Genomic DNA, 19,110 nt, shown 5'->3' with positions numbered 1-19,110 from the left:
TTTATTTGCAGACTTGATTGAACAAGGGCACAAGCGGTGTGTCTGGCGGGATGGTTTGCCACTCGCGCATCACGCCTTGCGAGTCAATGATTTCTCCTGTCAGCATGGGGCCGCTGTGCATAGAGAACTGCAAAATATGCACCATCTGTTTGCGGCAATCCATTTCCATGTGCGTGCGTGTGGACACAAAATAAGTGCCGCGCTGTGCTTTTTGAGGCGTTTTGTAATCGAGCAAGCTCCAAAACGACCTGACGTAGCCAGCTTTTTTAATGGTGCCCGTGTCGATGTAAATCGTGCCCGAATCGTAGGTGATTACTTTTTGCCATTCGGCATGCGCTGCATTGGTGGCGAAAAGAAAAATCACACCGGCCACCAAGGTGGCAATTCCGTTCAGAGCGCTACAAAATCCGTGAGTGAGCGCTGGGTATTTCAATTTTTGGGCTTGGGCATTCATACGCCCTACTATAAAGTAGTGGATTGATCTTGAAAAGAGCTGCAACATGACCTTTGCCAAACACCCTAATTTTATCGATTGCTTCAAAACTTGGATCGCCATTGGCTTTTCAAGTTGGATGGTGCTTGGGATCACGGCTTGTGGTGGCGGGGGTGGCGGTAACACAGTCGCTCCCAACACTTCCGAGACGCCTGCTAGCACATTAATTTCTGCAGGCTTTTACCAAAACGCAGGGCAAGATTGGGTCGTCGCTTTGTTACCCAACGAGTCCACCTCCTCCAACGTCTCTAGCTTCTATGCGCTGAACTACAAAGATGCAGGCACGGACATTTACAGCGGCTCTGGACAAATTACGGGTATCGCTTCAGCTTCTTTGTCCTCAATTAAACTGCAACCACACATGGCTGCTGTTCGAACGGGAACTGGCACATTGAGCAGCGCCAGTAATGGCGGCATAGCGGCCATGCTCAATTTCCCAATATCGGGCGCATCAAACACCCTCCAGATTAACCAAGCACTCACACCGCCATCAGGTTATAGCTTTGTCGCAGCTGCCAATTTGAGTGATGTTCAAGGAAACTGGTTAGGTAGCTTGTCATATGGGAGTGGCAGCGTACCCTTTTCAATCAGCGTATCTGCGCAAGGTGCAGTGAGCAGTTACATGGTATTTGCAGGCGATTGCCAAATTGCGCTTGGCAACTTGACTGCAGACTTTCCTAGCAAAAATTTATTTAAATTTACCGCCAGAATTTCAGACGGCACCTTGTGCCTGAGCAATTCTTTGGCAAACTTTAATCTAACAGGTGTGGGCGTTGTTACGCCAAGCACAGAACCTAACAAAACACGACGACTTCATTTAGTAGGCGTTACAACCGACGGCAGAGGAATCAGCTTCAAAGCCGACCGATAAATTCAAGTTCCTCAGTTTGGTGCCGAATCTGCCTAACTACGGAAATTAAATTCTGGAAAAGATCATGATAAGAACAATTGCCATCATTTTGCTAGCCCTCTCAACAGGTGGCGCAGGCTACTTTGGCTGGACCCAAAAGAAGTCCAGCACGGCGGCCACTGCGCAGGTGGCAGAACTGACTGAAAAAGTTGAGGAAGCCGACAAAAAAATTGAGGCTGCCGCAGAAGAATTAGCGGCCAGCAAAGAACTCCTACCCCCCTTGATGACCAAGGTCCAAGAGTTGGATGCCGTCAAAGCTGCCTTCTCAACAGGCGTTGTTCTGAAAGACTTGGAAGCTGCCTACGCCAAAGAGAAAAAAGGTCTATCGCCCGAACGCCAATTGGGCTTGGCGGGTGTGCGCCTGTTGACCAATGGCACGAAAGATCCAGCCACTGTCGAAGCCTTCCAAAAAGCTTTGGAAATGACTGACTGGAAAGCCCAGCAAAAAGTCATTTGTGCGGCTCAAAATGCATTGGCGGCAGCGGGTCAAAAAGTCAAAGTGATGTCGGAGTGCCTGCCAGAAGGCGCTGAAGCCAAAAAAGATTCGCACGGCGCACCGGCTGGCAAAGCAGATGCACATGCCGCACCCGCTGGCAAAGATGCACACGGCAAGGATGCGCATGGCAAGGATGCCCAAAAAGATAGTCACGGGACAGCAAGCACACACGCTGCACACTGGGAATACCAAGGCGCCATGGGACCTGAGAACTGGGGCAAAGAATTTCCGACGTGTGGCCGTGGCAAGTCACAAGCACCTTTGAACATCAAAGGCCCCTTTGAAAAAGTTCGCTTCAACGTTGCGCCTGATTACAAACAAGGCCAGCTCAAAGTGGTGAACAACGGCCACACCATTCAAGTAAATGTGCCTGGTGGCTCCAAAATTCGAATTGATGGCAAGCCTTTTGACTTGGTGCAATTCCATTTCCATCGCCCCAGCGAAGAACACATTGACGGCAAGCCCTCTGCCATGGTGATTCACTTTGTGCATAAGAATGCAGAAGGCGAATTGGCGGTCTTGGGTGTGATGTTGCGTGAAGGCAATGAAAACCCCGGCATCAAAACCTTGTGGACACATGCCCCCAAGTCTGAAGGTCCAGAAGTTGTGCCCGATGGTGTGATGTTCAATCCGGCCAACTTATTGCCACGCGAAATGGATTTCTTCCATTACGACGGTTCATTGACCACGCCACCTTGCACCGAAAAAGTAAAGTTCTATATCTTGAAGACACAAGTGAATGTGTCTAAAGAGCAAATGGCTGAGTTCCCATTCAAGATGAATGCTCGCCCTATTCAGCCTGCCAACGGCCGACCCATTTACACCAACTGATTTTAGAGATCAGTCAGACAAAGCATCCGCTTTGGCAATTTGATAGCGCACCCATTCGCGCTGATCAACTTGCTTGGCGGATGTTGTTTTTGCGGCGCCCAAAATATCTAGGTCTTGATTGGCGTTACTGGGATAGCGCACCCATTCGGCCGTGATTGGGCTCGGTGCAACCGCAGTTGGAAACTTCACCCAGCCTTCAACCTTTTTAGACAAGGCCATCATCTTGGCGGGAAACCTGACCCAGCTTTCAGTTTTGGGGTTGACTTTGGGTGGAGTGGTTTTTGTGCCTGCCAAGAGACCTTTAGGCTGGGACTTCGATTCAGATTGCTTAGCTTCCGCAACGCTCTGTACTTGAGTCGCTGCAATTTGGGCAAACTTGTCTCCCAACTGCGCCTCCACCATATTGAACACTTGGTTCTGGTTGGGCACCTTCAAAGCTGTATTGAGTTTGGTCACACTGTTGGCATCCTTGCTGAAATGCAAGGGGTTAAGTGCTTTAAAGGCTTCCGCCAACAGCTCGGATTTGAGGTCGCTGTTGGGCATGGTTTTGGCAATGATTCGCTCTAGCGATTCGCCCACCATGGGGGTATAGGTAAAACTTGACTTCAGCCCTTCCCAATTCACCAAGTTGGCAGCTTGACTGCTAGACGCTGCGGCTAAACCAAAAGCCAAAACAGTGGCGGCAAAAATGGGGCGAAGGGCGTGTGTCAAGGTTCCGACTCCTAAAGGGAGAAATCAAGGGTTTTGACACTCCCTCCTGCAAGACACATGCCATCGGTAATTTGACAGGGCTAGGGCTAACTCAAGTCTTTCGCTTCAACCGCCACAACAAATACAAAGCAATGCTCAAGTTCAGCGCATTCCAAAGAATGCCATTGATAAAAGCCGCGTGATAAGAGCCCGTGATGTCAAAAACCTTGCCAGACATCCAACCGCCCAAGGCCATGCCAATCATGGTGGCCATGATGACGGCGCCCACCAACACCCCCGCGCGCTGCGCCGGAAAATATTCCCTAACAATGATGGCGTAAGACGGCACAATGCCGCCCTGAAACAAGCCAAACAAGGCCGAGATGACATAGAGCGACACCATGCCATCAAACGGCAAGAACAACAAAAGCGCGACGCCCTGCAACACAGAGCCCAGCACCAAAGTTTTGAGTCCGCCAATGCGGTCGCAGATGGCGCCCGATACCAAACGACTCACAATGCCGCAGGCCAACATGATGGACAGCATTTCTGCACCGCGCGCCGCTCCAAAGCCTAGGTCGGTGCAATACGCCACGATGTGCACTTGCGGCATGGCCATGGCCACGCAACAAGCTACACCTGCCACGCACAGCAAAGCATGCGCCGTGTTGATGGACAGACCAAATGGTTTTTCTGAAGCCACCGATTGGGTGCTACCAGGCGCTGCCTCAGCCAAGATGGGCGGCCTTTGTCGCATCAAAAAAGCCAACAGGGCCATGCCCAAGCCACACACAATGCCTATCCAAATGTAGGTGTTGCGCCAGCCCATAGACTCGACCCCCTGCTGTGCCAAGGCGGGCCAAATACTACCGGCCAAATAGTTGCCACTGGCACACACCGCCACTGCAATACCGCGCCGCTTGTTCCACCACAAAGACGTATCGGCCAGCAAAGGGGCAAAGGTAGAGGCGCTGCCAAATGCACCCATGAGCAAACCATGCGCCAGCGCAAAGAGCCAAATATTGGGCGACAACCCTGCCAGCACAAAGCCAGTGCCAACGCCCACGGCGCCAATCCACAGGGCCACGTGCACACCCCATCGGTCTGCCAACTTGCCCATGGCCAAACCGCCAGCGCCAAAGCCCAGCATCATGAGGGTGTAGGGCAACGAGGCGTCAGCCCTAGAGACGCCAAAATCTCGCTGCACCTCGGGCAAGACCACCGAGACCACGTACATGCTGCTACCGCCCAGGGTCATTAGCAGCAGGGTGATGAAGAGGCGGCGGGCGGCGTAAGAGGAGTCGATCAGGGAGGCGTCGGCGGCCTTGATGGACGGATTGAGGTTGTTAGAGTTCACTTTGAGACCATATCACCCACTGCCCAAAGACTGTCCCCGCGGTTCCCCTAGGAAGGGGCATTTTTCTAATGCTATAATCCCGCTTCTTGAAGGCCCGGTAGCTCAGTTGGTAGAGCAGCGGATTGAAAATCCGCGTGTCGATGGTTCGATTCCGTCCCAGGCCACCAGATTTAAAGCCGCAGTTTCGCAAGGAACTGCGGCTTTTCTTATGCGTTCAGATTGGCCCCACGCTCAATCACAAACTCCCGGTCCACCAACTTGCGCGAATGATTCAAGTCACTCTGCGCAATCAGCACAGACACTTCAGTCCCTTTAAGCCCGGCAATCACCTCGCCCAATCGCTTTGACAGCGCAGGCGCAACCCCTTCAAAGGGCTCGTCCAAAAGCAGCAGCCGGGTTCCCACAGCCAATGCACGGGCCAATGCCACTAGTTTTTGTTGGCCACCTGACAACAACAAAGCACGGCGGTGGCGCATCTCTAGAAGTTCGGGCAACACTTTGTAGACCAGGCTCAAACGCTCTTCTGCATTGAGCGCTTTGTTCACCCAAACTGGAATCAGAATGTTTTCTTCAACAGTTAACTCAGGCACCAGGCCGCGGTCTTCGGGCATATAACCAATACCCAAGCCTGCGCGTGCGTGAGGCGGCAAGGCAGACAGGTTTTGGCCATTGAACGTCATAGAGCCTTGAGTGGGGGGCATGTGACCCATGACTGATCGCAAAAAAGTGGTTTTGCCTGCGCCGTTGCGGCCAATCAGGCCCACCATGGTGCCTTCTGCAACTTCAAGGGACATGCCTCTCAATGCAATGACCGATTGAATGGCCACATGCAGGCCTTCTACCTTCAGCATTTGTTTTCCTTTAGGTCGTTCATGGGCTTATTCACTGATCAACTCGCCAGTAACGTAACGGCGCACGTCGTCAGTGGCCAAGGCCACTGCTGGCGTGTCGTCTGCAATGATGCGGCCGCTGTAAAAAGCCACCACTCGGCTGGCGTAGCGGTTCACAATGTCCATGTCGTGTTCAACAAACAGCACCGTGGTGGAATTGTCTTTGCCCAAGCCGGCCATGATGGTTTCCATCATGGGGAATTTTTCTTCGGCAGACACACCACTGGTGGGCTCGTCCAACAACAAAAGTTTGGGCGAACTGGTTAAGGCCATGGCAATGTCGAGCAATTTGCGAATGCCGCCAGGCAACTCAGCCACTCGGCGCAAGCGGTGCTCTGTCAGTGCAAATCTTTCTAGCAATTGTTCTGCACGCTCGATGGCCTGACGGCGGCGCGCGGGCTGCCAAAAACTCAAGTTTTGATCGTGACAGGCGTTGGCTACCAACATGTTGTCGAGCACATTGAGTTCGCCATACAACTGCGGAATTTGAAATGAACGCGCCACACCCAAATGCGTAATGGCTCTGGGAAACAAAGGCGTGATGTCTTGACCATCCAACAAGATGCTGCCCACGTCAGGCTTCAGGTAGCCCGTGATCATGTTCACAAAGGTGGTCTTGCCTGCACCGTTAGAACCAATGAGGCTGACGCGTTCGCCAGCATTAATTTCGATGTTGATGTTGGCTGCAGCCACCACCGCGCCAAATTTTTTGCCCACGTCGCGGGCTTGCAGTATTGGTTTCAATTCCGGTTTCATCGTGAGTCTCCTTTCACCCACAAAGAGCCAATGCCTCGGGGTAGGAATCGAATCACAATCAGCAAGAAGATGCCCAATGACATTTGCCATGTATTGGGAAAGTAAGAACTAGAGAATGAGCGAACTACTTCCAGCACTGTGCTGGCCAAGAACAGCGCCACCACACTTTGCCAACCCGCCAAAATGGCCACAAACACAAACTCGCCCGAGGTGGTCCAGAAACTGAAGTTAGGCTCAATGTGACCCAATGACATAACCGCCAAAGAACCACCCAAGCCGCCGCAGAATGCGGCCAGAATAAAGTTGATGGCCATGCTTTGTCGCACAGAGCCGCCCAAGTATTCAACGCGAAGTTCGTTTTCTTTGGTGGCCAATGTAATGAGGCCGCGTGTGCTGTCAAAGTAAACACGCGCCAAAAATGCCATAACCGTTGAGACACTGATGGTCAGCACATACATGATGTAGCCCACGTGCTCGTCGGGTAGTTTTTGACCAAACAAGGTGGGGCGGCCAATGTTAAAACCATCAGAGCCGCCCAAGACCTCCAGCTTCATGAGCAAGCCATAAGTGACCATGGACAGAGCCAAGGTGAGCATGGCAAAAAAGATACCGCGATAACGCGACAACAAAGGCGCAAAGGGTGCAGCAATAAGCGCTGCCATCACGCCACCACACAAGGTGAGCAGCAGCGCATCGGAGATACCCACTTTATTGGAGAGCAAAGCTGCGGCGTAACCACCAATGGCAAACACCATGCCTTGGCCAAAAGGCACCACACCACCCCGCATGAGAATCAAGATGCCCAAGGACACCAAGCCATTGGCGGCGGCCATGGTGATTAAGAAGGTGAGCCACTTGGGCATGAAGATGCCAGAGATGGAAAGGGCTAAGCACAACAACAAAGCCCACACCAATGAGCGCCACACAGGCGTTGCATAAGAAGACACCGCAGTGCCTGAATTGTTTGCCATGCGTTGCCCTTCAAATGACCTTAAAAATGTCACTCGAGCGACAAGCTGTAAAAAAGGTTCTGACGAATTAGCTCATCAAGCTGTCACACAACTCAAAGCAACATGGGCGTAGTTGCGCCATCCATGCTCATGTTGATGCCCGTCACATAACTGGCCGCATCCGACGCCAAAAACAAAACCACACGGGCCACTTCTTCGGGCTCGGCCATGCGGCCCATAGGTATTTTGGCAACAGCACGCTTCATGGCTTCTTCGGCCTCAATGCCCTGCAAGCGCGCATCGGCGGCCATGCCTTCTTTCAAGCGGTCTGTGCGGGTGAGGCCTGGATTGATGCCATTCACTCGAATGCCCTGCGATGCATAGGCATTGGCCAAACCCGCAGTGGCCAACATGAGTGCAGCGTTGGCGGCACCACCGGCCAAGTGAATCGGGCTGGCCACTTTGCCCCCATTGCCCACCACGTTGACAATGCTGCCCTTACCGCGCTGCGCCATTTGCTTAATGACCGGATCGATCATGTGGATATAGCTGAAATATTTGGCTTGCATGGCATCTTGCCAAGCTTGTGGCGACAACTCGGGGGCGGGTGTGCGCTTGGCAGCACCCGCCGAATTGACCAACACATCAACCGCGCCGAAACCTGCAATGGCCGCGTCCAGTGCCGCTTGCGCTGATGCGGGTTGCGTTAAATCTGCGGCTTGTGTTTGAACGCGGTCTAAACCGTGAGCGCTCAGGCTCTCGCGTGCACGCGCCAAGTTGGCCTCGCTTCTGGACACCAAACTCACACGCGCACCTTCGGCCAGAAAGGCTTCGGCACAAGCCAAGCCAATGCCCTTGCTGCCGCCGGTAATCAGAATATGTTTGCCGTTCAAATTGAGATCCATGAAAACTCCAATGGGTTGAAACAAATACAGGTGTTACATTGAATCATCAAAAATAATTCTTTGCTGTCATGAACGAAACACTTCGCGCCAATTTGAAACAACGCCTGCAAGAGCCCGGACTGGTCGTCGCCCCCGGTGTCTTTGACATGGTCTCGCTGCGTTTGGCAGACTCCTTTGGCTTTGACGCCCTTTACATGACAGGCTACGGCACAGTGGCCTCGCACATGGGCTTGCCCGATGCGGGACTGGCCACCTACAGCGACATGGTGGGACGCGTCACTGCCATGGCGGGCATGGCCAAAACACCGCTCATTGCCGATGCCGATACAGGCTACGGCGGTTTGCTCAACATGCGCCACACCATTCAAGGCTACGAAGCCGCAGGCGCTGCGGCCATTCAATTGGAAGACCAAGAGTTTCCAAAAAAATGTGGGCACACACCTGGCCGCAGGGTCATCCCCGTTGAAGACATGGTGCGCAAAATTCAGGTGGCCGTGGACTCGCGCAAAGACCCCAACTTTTTGATCATTGCGCGAACCGATGCACGAACCACCTTGGGCCTAGACGAAGCACTGCGCCGTGCAGAGGCCTATGCTCGCGCGGGCGCAGACATTTTGTTTGTAGAGTCGCCAGAGTCTGAAGAAGAGATGCGCCGCATTGGTCAGTCTTTTGATGTGCCATTGCTGGCCAACATGGTTGAGAAAGGACGAACCCCCGTTTTGTCTCGCCAAGAATTGGAATCCATTGGCTACAAATTGGCCATCTTTCCAGTCACGGCTTTGTTGGCTGCCGTGCACGCCATGCAAAGTGTCTATCAAGAGCTTCAAGCTCAAGGTTCATCCAGCCAGGGCAGCACGCCGCTGTATGACTTTGCCGACCTCACCAAGCTCATGGGCTTTGAAGATGTCTGGGCATTTGAAAAACGATACGCTGAAACCAAATAAATCGCTAAACAACCTTAACAAGCATCAGGAGACAACATCATGAAATCAATTTTTCGCCGTCATTGGCTTCAAGCCGCTTTGGCCGGTACTGCGTTGGCTTTTGCTGGCAGCGCCTTGGCGCAAAACTATCCTAGCAAGCCAATTCGCTTGGTTGTACCGTTTACTCCCGGTGGCGTAACCGACACCAGTGGCCGACTCATTGCAGAACAGTTGTCAAAACGTTTGGGACAACAAGTAGTGGTGGACAACAAGCCTGGCGCGTCGGGCAACATTGGCACCAATCAAGTTGCCACCGCAGAACCAGATGGATACACCTTGTTGCTTGGCTTTGATGGCACCATGGTCATCAACCCACATGTCTTTCCTAAAACAGGTTTCGATACGCTCAAAGACTTTGCACCCATTGGAAAAATTGGCGATGCTGTTTTGATTTTGGTGGCACACCCCAGCTCTCCTGCCAAGACCCTGAAAGAAGTGATTGCACTTTCTAAATCAGAAAAGAACGGCTTGTCGTATGGCACTTCTGGTACAGGCGGCACACCGCACATTGCCGGCGAACTGTTGCGCCAAAAAACAGGCGCCAATCTTGTCCACGTGCCCTACAAAGGCGGCGGCCAAGCTTTGACCGATGTATTGGGTGGCAATATTCCTTTGGTCTATACGGCCATTGCCAGCGCCATGCCTCATGTCAAATCCGGCAAGTTGCTACCCATTGCCGTATCCAGCGCCAAGCGCGCCAGCTCCTTGCCCGATGTGGCCACCTTCATTGAAAACGGCGTGGCCGACTTTGAAGCCAACTCATGGGTGGGTTTATTGGCGCCCGCCAAAACACCGCGCGCCATCATTACCCGACTCAACACCGAGCTCACAGCCGTGTTGAACGATCCAGAAGTGAGGGAGCGCCTTAACGGCATGGGCATTACCGCAGCACCCGGAACAGCCGAAAACTTTGGCGCGGAAATAAGCCGCGACCTGGCCAAGTACGGCCCCGTGGTTAAGGCCGCTGGAATTAAAGCGGAATAAACGCCGGCATTGCGCTACCCGCCAGAGGTCCTGACTTGATCTTTAAATTTTTGAAACAGATTCCGAATACAAGGGCCTAAGTGACCGTGAAGACTTGCAGGTGCTGCCCTTTGGCGCCTTTGTCGTCTGTCCACTCTATTTTGAATTCAGCGGTGCTGCTGGCGCGCACATAAAACTCAAAATAGGGATTGGCAGAAATACCCGATGAGGGTTCTACGCGAAAAACTTCTTGCTGGCCCAATGTGCAAGTCAGCAACCGAATAACGTTGCGCGGTACCAATTTACCGGTCAGGTCTTGCAAATACCCTGTATCCATAGGGTGCTCTACCAATAGCCTGACCTTGACCACTTCGCCAGAACTTATTTTCTCGGGCCATTGAACGCGCAGACGTGTCATGAGGCATCCACGCAAGCTGATTCAGTGATCACAACTTCCATTTGCTTGTAACGAAACTCGCCATTGGACAAGCGCGCAAGTGCGACCAGCTGCTGGGTTCCTGCTAAACGCACGCGCGTGCTCACCTCAGCCCGACCATTCCAAGGCCCCAAATGGAAGACCGCCATTTGCGTGACCGGATTGCGTTGAGACAGCAAATAGATGTGCGTCACATGGTCTGGCGCAGACATGGGGCTTGCAACTTGAATTTGAACGGGCACCAAAGAGCCGTTATCGGCCAAGATCGGTGCTTCGAGGCTGACATCTTGATTGACAAGGGGGGCGCCCTTCACAATGGGTTGAACCATGTCTTCAAAAGACTGCAGGCGACCCGAATTCATACGCTGCGCATAAGCCAAACGCGCACCCATACCTGGCCACACCAGCCACGTGAGCAAGAGGCTTTGCAGCCCCTTGCGCCTTAACCACCCTTCAGCATTCATCCGTCAATGCCTTCAAGCCATTTAAGCCTTGAGTGTCAGGCCGTGATTTTTGAGAGGCAATGAACGAATGCGTTTGCCCATGGCGGCCGAAATCGCATTGGCCAAAGCAGGTGCCAAAGGCGCTTGGGCTGGCTCGCCCACGCCGCCCCAGAAACCACCGGTGGGGGCAATGACTACCTCCACTTTGGGCATCTCGTTCAGGCGCATCATGCGGTAGTCGTGGAAATTAGATTGCTCTACACGGCCTTCTTTGATGGTGTTCTCGCCCCAGAAAATGGCCGTCAGTCCGTGCACCACGCTGCCTTGGAATTGGGCCACGATGTTGTCTGGATTGACGGCATAGCCTGGGTCGATACCAATGACCACACGGTGAATCTTGACTTCGTTTCTGGCATTGACAGAAACTTCGCAAACGCAAGCCGTCCAACTGCCATAGCCCTCTGTTTCGGCTACACCTCGGAAGACGCCTGCTGGCAGTTGACTGCCCCAACCGGCCGCCTTGGTCACGGCTTCCAAAATAGCGCGGTCGCGTTTTGAAGTTTCGTTGTTGGGCAACATGTCCAAGCGGAAAGCCACAGGGTCTTTGCCAGCTGCCTGCGCGCATTCGTCGATGAAGCATTCACGTCCAAATGGGTTTTGTGAATGGCCCACCGTGCGCCAAAAACCAACTGGCACATTGGTGTTGCGCTGTGCGTAATCGACCAAGGTGTTGGGGATGGCATAAGGGTGATCGTTGAAACACGCCACAGCTTGTCCATCAATGCCTTTGGGCAATGGCAGCTTGAGCAAGGTTGCCAAAATAGAGGGTGCACTGACACGAATGTGTAGGGCATCGACTTTGCCATTGGCATCTAAGCCTGCTTTGAATCGCATCAGGCTGGCGGGTCTGTACAGGCCATGTTGAATTTCTTCTTCACGCGACCACAACATTTTGACGGGCTTGCCTGGCATGGCCTTAGCAATCATGACAGCTTGACGCGTAAAGTCTTGCGGACTCTTACGACCCAAACCGCCGCCCAGCTGCACGGGGTGAACTTTGACATTGGCAGGCGGCACACCCGCCGTGGCAGCGCTGACTGCCAAGGTGGCTTCCGGATTTTGGGTCGACGACCACACTTCCAGTTTGTCGCCTTGCAACCAAGCCGTACACACCATAGGCTCCATGGTGGCATGCGCCAAGTAAGGCGTGAAGTATTCGGCCTCAACCACTTTGGCGGCTTTAGAGAGTGCCTCTAAAGTGTTGCCATCGTTGCGCGCCACAGCCAATTCAGGCTGCGACATGCCCGCTTTAAAGTGGTTCATGATGGCAGCGCTGCTGAGCGTACCGTGCTCGCCCACATCCCATTCGACGGACACTTCACGCAGGGCTTCTTTGGCACGCCACCAGTTGTCAGCCACCACGGCCACAAAGCCGCCAAGGTTCAGAATTTTGACAATGCCGCGGCGGTTTTCAACCTTGGAGGCATCCATTGATTTGACCGTGCCATTGAAGACAGGGCATGCAGCCACAGCGGCGTGCAACATGCCTGGCAATTGTGTGTCTATGCCATAGCGGCGCTTACCGACAACAATGTCTGGGATGTCAACGCGTGGAATAGATTTACCAATGATCGTCCAGTTTTTTGGATCTTTTAACTGGACTGTTTTTGGGGCTTCCAACTTGGCTGCATCGGCGGCCAGCTGGCCATAGGTGAAGCTTCGCTTTGAGGCTGTGTGCGTCACTTTGTTTAAGGCGGCTTTGCACTCACTGGCGGGCACATTCCACTTTTGAGCAGCCGCAGTGATCAACATTTCGCGCGCTGTTGCGCCAGCTTTGCGCATGTACTCTTGAGAGTGCCGAATGGTTCGGCTACCCACTGAGGCCATGTCACCATAGGCGCGTTTGGTGCGTAAATTTTCATGTGCAGTGGCATACTCAACACGCACTTTTTTCCAGTCGGCTTCTAGCTCTTCTGCAATCATCATGGGGGCAGAGGTCATGCTGCCTTGGCCCATCTCTGCTCGCGCATATCGAATCACCACAGTATCGTTGGGTTCAATTTCAATCCAAACATTCAATTGAGGGGTATCTGCAGCCTGCGCACGCCCAGGCACAAAAAAGCCCAAGGACATACCGGCACTGGCAGTACCTGATACTTTGAGAAATTGGCGACGGCCCATGCCAGCTTCGTCAGCGGATACATGTTTTGTATTTGAGGTCTTCATGCGCGCGCTCCCTTCTTGGCCACTGAATGAATGGCCGCGCGAATGCGCGCATAAGTGCCACATCGACAGATGTTGGTCATGGCCGCATCAATGTCTTCATCGGTGGGTTTTGGCTTTTTCTTCAACAAGGCAACAGCAGCCAACATTTGGCCACCTTGACAGTAACCGCACTGCGGTACTTGGTGATCGATCCATGCTTGCTGCACAGCGTGAAGTTTGCCTTTGTCTGCCAAGCCCTCAATGGTGATGACCTTTTGACCCGCGGCAACAGACACGGGGTAGGAGCAAGAGCGCACAGGCTCGCCATTGAGTAACACCGTGCAGGAGCCGCATTGAGCAACACCGCAACCGAACTTAGGGCCTTTGATGTCGAGTTCGTCGCGAAGGGCCCACAACAAAGGCATCTCTGGTTCGACATCGAGCGTGTGGCTCTTTCCATTGACAGACAGCTTCATGTGAAAAGTCTCCAAATTTAAGAAATTGAGTCTCGATTTGTACCTTTAGTTGCTCAATTTACCTAGAGGGGAAAAACCTATGCTCCTCAATGCCTCAAGGCTGTCAACTCAGATTGACGCCGTGCAAAGAATTTAAATTGAATGCACAATCGGCGACTGTTTTGGCGAGATACCGCCAATGAAAAATCAATCTTTGCTGTAGAAAACTATTCGATGACTAAGCTCAATTTACCCACTCGCCCCTACCGACGCATTGCCACCGAAGAAGCGTTCTCTCCCCCTGAGATGCTGGAAATTTATAGAAAAATTTTGGCGAAAGATCAGGTCGATGTGGGCTTCAAAAACCTCATGGGTTTTTACATGAGCAGCCCCAGCGAGCGTGCCCAGCACATCATGCGCTGCTTGGTTGATTTGGACCAATTGCGTTTACAGCACATGGACGAAGCCGGCGTGGATGTACAAGTCATTGGCCTGACCTCCCCTGGCGTTCAAATCATGGACAAAGAAACCGCTGTGGCATTTGCACCTGTGGCCAACGACATTCTGGCCGAAGCCACACGCCGCCACCCTGACCGCTTGGTCGGCATGATTGCGGTAGCGCCACAAGATCCCGCAGCTGCCGCCAAAGAAATTCAACGCGGCGTCAATCAGTTGGGCATGAACTCCGTTGTGATTAACTCTCACACACACGGTGAATATTTGTCGGACACCAAGTTCTGGCCGATCTTTGAAGCGGCCGAAGCCATGGGTACGCCCATCTATTTGCACCCCAACGCCATGCCTGCCAGCATGATTCAGCACTTTATTGAAGCGGGTTTAGATGGCGCTATCTATGGCTTTGGTGTTGAAACAGGTTTGCATGCAATGCGGCTGATTACGGCGGGTGTGTTTGACAAGTTTCCAAAGTTACAAATTATTTTGGGCCACATGGGTGAGGCTTTGCCGTTCTGGGCCTACCGCTTAGATTACATGCACGCAGCCACTGTGAGATCAAAGCGTTACCCCAGCGTGCAACCTATCCAGCGCAAACCCAGCGACTACTTACGCGAAAACTTTCACATTACAAACAGCGGTGTCGCATGGGGTGCTGCCCTTAAATTTACACAAGACTTTATGGGTCCAGACCGCGTGTTGTACGCCATGGACTACCCCTACCAATATGTGCCTGAAGAAGTGGCCATCTTGGAAAACCTCGACATGGCACCGCAAGTGCGTCAAGCATTTTTTGAAGGCAATGCAGAACGCCTCTTCAAAATACCGCCTGCCAAAAAATAAGCACCCCAGCATCCAAAAAATTCAAGAAAGCCATTTATGAAAAGCACTTATCGTCGCAGTATTTTGATGTTGGCCAGTATGGCCCTGTGTGGCGCTAGCCTCAGCGCTTTGGCCCAAGCCAACTTCCCTTCTCAGACCCTCAAAATTGTGGTTCCTTTCACACCTGGTACGGGCATGGACACCATTGCCCGTGTGGTGGCCCCTCGTCTCTCTGAAAAGTTAGGTCAACCTGTGGTGGTGCAAAACCAACCTGGCGCTAGCGGCAATATTGGCGCAGACGCCGTGGCCAAATCTGCAGCCGACGGCTACACCATCTTGATGGGCGCCAATACCATGCTGATGGCGTCACAAATGTACAAAAGCGTCAGCTTCGATCCAGTCAAAGATTTTTCCTCTGTGTCGATGGCCGCCTATGGCTCATTGATGTTGGTCGCTCACCCCAAAACAGGCATCAAGTCGGTAGCCGATTTGGTCAGTCAAGTCAAAGCCAAGCCCGGCTCTGTGAGTTTTGGCTCGCCAGGCGTTGGTACGCCTCACCACATGGCCATGGAATTGTTCAAACTTGAAACCAATACCTTCATGTTGCATGTTCCCTACCGCGGCTCCGCGGGATACACGCAAGACTTGTTAGGCGGCGAATTGAATGTGGGCTTCTTGCCCGTGCACATCGCGCAGGGCTTTGTTAAAAATGGACGTCTGAATGCACTGGCAGTAGGAAGCCCTAAGCGTCATCCCGTTGCACCTGACGTTCCCACTTTCGAAGAGATGGGCGTGAAACGAATTGACGTTGACCTTTGGTACGCGTTCTTTGTACCAAGCAAAACGCCCAGTGCAGTGGTGACGCGCTTGAACACAGAAATGGCCGCCATCTTGCGTCAAACCGATGTGAAAGAAATTTTGGGTAAAGCAGGCATGGATGCTATGGCCTCCACACCCGCTGAATTAACGAGCATTGTGGCCAAAGACTATCCACGCTGGGGCTCGGTTATTCGCACCAAGCAAATTTCTGCAGATTAAGCATTACTGCGCTTCAATTTTGGCTTCGCGAATGGCCTTGGCCCATTTGGCTGTTTCAGTTTTTGAACGTTGCGCCAAGGCTTCAGGGGAAGCAGGCGCAGTTTCAAAGCCCAGTGCAGAGAAGCGCTCCAAAATAGCTTTGTCATTGGCAGCAGCGTTGGCTGCGGCATTGAGCTTTTGAATGATGTCCGCAGGTGTGCCAGCAGGTGCAAACATGGCAAAGTAGGCAATCAACTCGTAGTCTTTCAAGCCCAGCGCTTCGTTGACTGTGGGCAACTCAGGAATGGCTTTAGAGCGCTGCGTAGAAGTCACTGCCAAGCCTCTGATTTTTCCGGCTTTCACTTGGGGTAGCATGACGGCAAAGTCGGCCGTGAACATGTTGACTTGACCGCCAATGAGGTCGGTCATGGCAGCCGGGCCACTCTTGTAAGGCACGTGCGTCATTTGGATACCGGCCATGCTGGCCAACATTTCAGAAGACACCAACTGAGAAGTACTGGCGCTGGCAAACGTCACTTGTGTGGGCTTGGCTTTGGCCATGTCGACAAACTCTTTCAAGTTTTTGACCGGCACGTCGTTGTTGACCGCCACAATCAAAGGCACCGATCCCATGTAGGCCACAGGTGCAAATGCCGTGTCTTGGTCATAGGGCAATTTTTTCATGAGGCTCTTGAGGGCCGCATTGGTGCTGTTGGTCCCAATCAGAATGGTGTAGCCATCGGGGGCTGATTTGGCCACCGCATCGGCGCCCAACATGCCATTCACGCCAGCTTTGTTTTCCACAACGATGGGTTGACCCAACACGTCGGACATTTTTTGAGCAAAGGCGCGGCCAATTTGGTCGGTGGCACTGCCAGCTGCAAAAGGCACAATGGCCTTGATGGGTTTATTGGGGTACGCTTGCGCTTGCGCTTGGCTGGCCACAAAGCCAAGGCCACACACTGTGGCCAATAAAACTTTCGAAAAGCTGGTCATGCTGAATTTTTTCATTGTGTCTCCCTAAATTTTGAATACCGCCATTGAATCACAAGTTCAAATAATACGTGAAGAATGCCCCATGAAATCCCCCATCAGCATCGTTGACGTCGACCGAACCGACACCTGGACGCGCTATAAAACGGGCATGTGCGACAGCTGTGCGGCTAATTGTTGCACCATGCCTTTGGAAGTCAAAATGGCCGATTTGGTGATGTTGAATTTGGTTGACGCTTTTGAAGCCGAGCACGAAGAGCCCAAACAAATTGCCAAGCGCTTGAGCAAGGCGGGGCTCATTGAACATTTCAATTTTAAAAATAGCATCTTCACCATTGCCCGAAAAAGCTCTGGCGATTGTTATTTTTTAGATGCGCAAAGCAGACGTTGCACAGTGTATGAACTGCGGCCGCAAACCTGCAGAAAACACCCTCAAGTGGGGCCGAAACCTGGCTTTTGCCCTTACGGGCCATTGGCTCAAAGCCGCCGCCAATAACTTAAGGCTTGGATTTTTTGAGCTGCGATTGCGATACGGCCGTTGCCGTCGGCACAACGGCAACTTCTGCAGGCAAACCGAGTCGGGCGATGGTGTTGCTCGCGCGCTCTTTGCTTCTAAAGTGGCCCGTCACCACCACAAAGCGCGCCTCGTCTTTGCCATCTTTATAAACAGGCGCAATGCGCGCATTGACCAAGTAGTCCTTGCTCCGAATAAAGGCTTGCGCCTCTTTCACACGTTTGAATGATTTATGAACCAGTACAAAACTGTCGTCAGGCAATTTCTTAAGCCATTGACGACCACTGACAGCCACGTCGGGTAGCTCGGTGATGAGTTTGGCTTCTTCGGGTTCTTTGGCAGGTGGCGGCGTAGGCTCTGGGGCTACAGGTATTGCCGGCACGTTGGCCACTGGGCCAGTTGCAGTATTGGTCGCAGAATTGGCTTCTGTACTGGGTGCATTGGCCACGCCCGAGGCATTGCTGGCATCGGAACTTGAAGGTTTTTCGCCATTCACATTGGCCGGTGGCATGGCATTGCCTGCCTCGTCTTTGGGTGTAGTCGTTTCCGTGATGATCTCTTCTTTGGGCTCTGCCGATTCCGGGTTTTTCTTGCCCGTGACTTGATAATATGCCTCTTCTGCTTGGGCGATCAATTTAGGCCAAACATCTGGGTTGAGCCATAAAGCCATCAGCAAAGAAATGACGAACAAGCCCAAGATGCCCACCAGCCAAGGCAACACTGCGCTGGCTTTCTTTGGGTGTGAGGCTGATTTAGATTTGCCCGCTGAAGGAGCTCGGGGCGCAGCAACCGCTGCCACCGTAGAGGGCGCTGACGCTTTGTTGCCAGCCGCTTTGGTCAGCTTGGCAAAGAACTGAACGGCCAAATTTTCTTGACCATTTTTTCGGGCCTGTTGAATGGCACTAAGTTTTTGTTCTGAAGTGGGCAGATCAAGGCCCCACGATACAAACTGTTTATTGGGCCGAGTCACATCCTCGTTCTGGGTGGTCTCTGATGAGAACATCAAGACAATGCTAACACCCGTACCAGGAAACTGCTGAATCAAGCGGGTGAGCAGTTGCAGTTCGTGCGCGCCCAAGGCATTGGCGTCATACACCACCCAAACCTTGTCGGGTGAAGCCCCCAAGCGAGACGCTGTGGCCACGTCCAATGACAGCGTATTGAGAAGCTTGTTGAAACGATCGAGCATGGCCTCCGTGTCACGGGGCATGAATATTTCAACTTGGCTTTGGCTTAGTTTTTGTTTAATGCGGCGAACAAAGGCGGCGCCGTAATAATCCAGCAATTCGGAAGACTGGCTGTAAATGACAACACTTTTGCTGTCTTTGGCCAGTGCCGTCAGGCAACTTTCCATTTGCAGACGGTCGGTTACCCTGTAAAAAAATTCAGGGCTGGTGTCGTTGATTTGACTTCCAAACTCACTCATGGAAAGCAAACAGTCATTAAAGCCATAGTCGTTGAACGAATATCAGAATGATACTCAATAAGCGCTGATTGTATGCTTTGCAAATTGCACTTGGCACAAGACAGCACCCAGCCAGATTTCTC

At 52.6% G+C, this 19,110-nt stretch carries 20 protein-coding genes and 1 tRNA gene; 8 read left to right on the top strand and 13 right to left on the bottom strand.

Features of this window, described 5'->3' with window-relative positions; all coding sequences use genetic code 11:
* Nucleotide 1: 1 nt before the first annotated feature.
* Entirely contained in the window at nt 2–454 is a 453-nt protein-coding gene (locus tag AMM03_RS07675) for a surface-adhesin E family protein (protein ID WP_090130081.1), read from the bottom strand.
* A gap of 46 nt (nt 455–500) precedes the next feature.
* Between AMM03_RS07675 and AMM03_RS07670 the strand changes: the two genes are divergently transcribed.
* Together AMM03_RS07670 and AMM03_RS07665 are read left to right on the top strand one after the other, a co-directional pair.
* Nucleotides 501–1,364 (top strand): hypothetical protein, encoded by an 864-nt coding sequence (locus tag AMM03_RS07670; RefSeq protein ID WP_090130080.1) that lies wholly within the window; start codon nt 501–503, stop codon nt 1,362–1,364.
* A gap of 64 nt (nt 1,365–1,428) precedes the next feature.
* A complete protein-coding gene (locus AMM03_RS07665) occupies nt 1,429–2,730 on the top strand; it encodes a carbonic anhydrase (RefSeq protein WP_090130078.1) in 1,302 nt (433 codons plus the stop codon).
* Nucleotides 2,731–2,739: 9 nt separating this feature from the next.
* On the opposite strand, the gene AMM03_RS07660 is transcribed toward AMM03_RS07665, so the two are convergent.
* Nucleotides 2,740–3,441, bottom strand: coding sequence for a hypothetical protein (locus tag AMM03_RS07660; protein ID WP_090130076.1), 702 nt, complete (start codon nt 3,439–3,441; stop codon nt 2,740–2,742).
* Nucleotides 3,442–3,532: 91 nt separating this feature from the next.
* On the bottom strand, nt 3,533–4,777 hold the full coding sequence (locus AMM03_RS07655; protein ID WP_228764609.1) for an MFS transporter: 1,245 nt from the start codon (nt 4,775–4,777) through the stop codon (nt 3,533–3,535).
* 91 nt (nt 4,778–4,868) lie between these two features.
* Between AMM03_RS07655 and AMM03_RS07650 the strand changes: the two genes are divergently transcribed.
* Nucleotides 4,869–4,944 (top strand) — tRNA-Phe (locus AMM03_RS07650).
* A 39-nt stretch (nt 4,945–4,983) separates the two neighbouring features.
* Here the strand turns inward: AMM03_RS07650 and AMM03_RS07645 are convergent.
* The 4 genes from AMM03_RS07645 to AMM03_RS07630 all read right to left on the bottom strand — a co-directional run bounded on the left by AMM03_RS07645 (nt 4,984) and on the right by AMM03_RS07630 (nt 8,278).
* Nucleotides 4,984–5,628: an ABC transporter ATP-binding protein gene (locus AMM03_RS07645; protein ID WP_090130074.1), complete on the bottom strand. Its 645-nt coding sequence runs from the start codon at nt 5,626–5,628 to the stop codon at nt 4,984–4,986.
* Nucleotides 5,629–5,655: 27 nt separating this feature from the next.
* A complete protein-coding gene (locus AMM03_RS07640) occupies nt 5,656–6,423 on the bottom strand; it encodes an ABC transporter ATP-binding protein (RefSeq protein WP_194942815.1) in 768 nt (255 codons plus the stop codon).
* Nucleotides 6,420–7,394 carry a branched-chain amino acid ABC transporter permease gene (locus AMM03_RS07635; protein ID WP_090130072.1) on the bottom strand — a complete coding sequence of 325 codons (975 nt, stop codon included), beginning with the start codon at nt 7,392–7,394 and terminating at the stop codon, nt 6,420–6,422. Before AMM03_RS07635 ends, AMM03_RS07640 begins: the two co-directional genes overlap by 4 nt.
* A gap of 92 nt (nt 7,395–7,486) precedes the next feature.
* Nucleotides 7,487–8,278, bottom strand: a complete 792-nt coding sequence (locus tag AMM03_RS07630; protein ID WP_090130070.1) for an SDR family oxidoreductase — start codon at nt 8,276–8,278, stop codon at nt 7,487–7,489.
* Between the two features lie 68 nt (nt 8,279–8,346).
* Between AMM03_RS07630 and AMM03_RS07625 the strand changes: the two genes are divergently transcribed.
* Both AMM03_RS07625 and AMM03_RS07620 read left to right on the top strand, forming a co-directional pair.
* Nucleotides 8,347–9,222 (top strand): isocitrate lyase/PEP mutase family protein, encoded by an 876-nt coding sequence (locus AMM03_RS07625; protein WP_090130067.1) that lies wholly within the window; start codon nt 8,347–8,349, stop codon nt 9,220–9,222.
* Between the two features lie 39 nt (nt 9,223–9,261).
* Nucleotides 9,262–10,245, top strand: coding sequence for a Bug family tripartite tricarboxylate transporter substrate binding protein (locus tag AMM03_RS07620; RefSeq protein WP_090130065.1), 984 nt, complete (start codon nt 9,262–9,264; stop codon nt 10,243–10,245).
* Nucleotides 10,246–10,321: 76 nt separating this feature from the next.
* Here AMM03_RS07620 and soxZ read toward each other — a convergent pair whose 3' ends face one another.
* Genes soxZ through AMM03_RS07600 form a run of 4 tightly spaced genes read right to left on the bottom strand, consistent with a single transcriptional unit; the run spans nt 10,322 to nt 13,784 of the window.
* Nucleotides 10,322–10,642, bottom strand: a complete 321-nt coding sequence (gene soxZ / locus AMM03_RS07615) for a thiosulfate oxidation carrier complex protein SoxZ (protein WP_090130062.1) — start codon at nt 10,640–10,642, stop codon at nt 10,322–10,324.
* A complete protein-coding gene (locus tag AMM03_RS07610) occupies nt 10,639–11,124 on the bottom strand; it encodes a thiosulfate oxidation carrier protein SoxY (RefSeq protein WP_090130060.1) in 486 nt (161 codons plus the stop codon). Before AMM03_RS07610 ends, soxZ begins: the two co-directional genes overlap by 4 nt.
* A 21-nt stretch (nt 11,125–11,145) precedes the next feature.
* Nucleotides 11,146–13,329 carry a xanthine dehydrogenase family protein molybdopterin-binding subunit gene (locus AMM03_RS07605; RefSeq protein ID WP_194942814.1) on the bottom strand — a complete coding sequence of 728 codons (2,184 nt, stop codon included), beginning with the start codon at nt 13,327–13,329 and terminating at the stop codon, nt 11,146–11,148.
* Nucleotides 13,326–13,784 carry a (2Fe-2S)-binding protein gene (locus AMM03_RS07600; protein WP_090130056.1) on the bottom strand — a complete coding sequence of 153 codons (459 nt, stop codon included), beginning with the start codon at nt 13,782–13,784 and terminating at the stop codon, nt 13,326–13,328. The genes AMM03_RS07605 and AMM03_RS07600 overlap by 4 nt, the downstream gene beginning before the upstream one ends.
* Nucleotides 13,785–13,997: 213 nt before the next feature.
* Here AMM03_RS07600 and AMM03_RS07595 point away from each other — a divergent pair, with 213 nt between their 5' ends.
* Together AMM03_RS07595 and AMM03_RS07590 are read left to right on the top strand one after the other, a co-directional pair.
* The gene (locus tag AMM03_RS07595) at nt 13,998–15,059 is read left to right on the top strand and encodes an amidohydrolase family protein (protein WP_090130777.1); all 1,062 of its coding nucleotides are present in this window, start codon (nt 13,998–14,000) and stop codon (nt 15,057–15,059) included.
* Between the two features lie 36 nt (nt 15,060–15,095).
* Entirely contained in the window at nt 15,096–16,076 is a 981-nt protein-coding gene (locus AMM03_RS07590) for a Bug family tripartite tricarboxylate transporter substrate binding protein (RefSeq protein WP_090130054.1), read from the top strand.
* Nucleotides 16,077–16,079: 3 nt separating this feature from the next.
* Here AMM03_RS07590 and AMM03_RS07585 read toward each other — a convergent pair whose 3' ends face one another.
* Complete coding sequence (locus AMM03_RS07585; RefSeq protein ID WP_228764608.1) at nt 16,080–17,066, bottom strand: Bug family tripartite tricarboxylate transporter substrate binding protein; 987 nt, start codon at nt 17,064–17,066, stop codon at nt 16,080–16,082.
* 67 nt (nt 17,067–17,133) lie between these two features.
* On the opposite strand from AMM03_RS07585, the gene AMM03_RS07580 reads away from it, so the two are divergent.
* Nucleotides 17,134–17,544 (top strand): YkgJ family cysteine cluster protein, encoded by a 411-nt coding sequence (locus tag AMM03_RS07580; RefSeq protein ID WP_090130052.1) that lies wholly within the window; start codon nt 17,134–17,136, stop codon nt 17,542–17,544.
* A gap of 1 nt (nt 17,545) precedes the next feature.
* Here the strand turns inward: AMM03_RS07580 and AMM03_RS07575 are convergent, their stop codons facing one another.
* Complete coding sequence (locus AMM03_RS07575) at nt 17,546–18,988, bottom strand: hypothetical protein (protein WP_090130050.1); 1,443 nt, start codon at nt 18,986–18,988, stop codon at nt 17,546–17,548.
* Nucleotides 18,989–19,110: the final 122 nt, after the last annotated feature.

Origin of the sequence: Limnohabitans sp. Rim11, assembly GCF_001269365.1 — a bacterium.
Lineage (GTDB): Bacteria > Pseudomonadota > Gammaproteobacteria > Burkholderiales > Burkholderiaceae_C > Limnohabitans_A.
The sequence above is the reverse complement of the archived record's forward strand: the minus strand, read 5'-3'. Positions and strand labels throughout refer to the sequence as shown.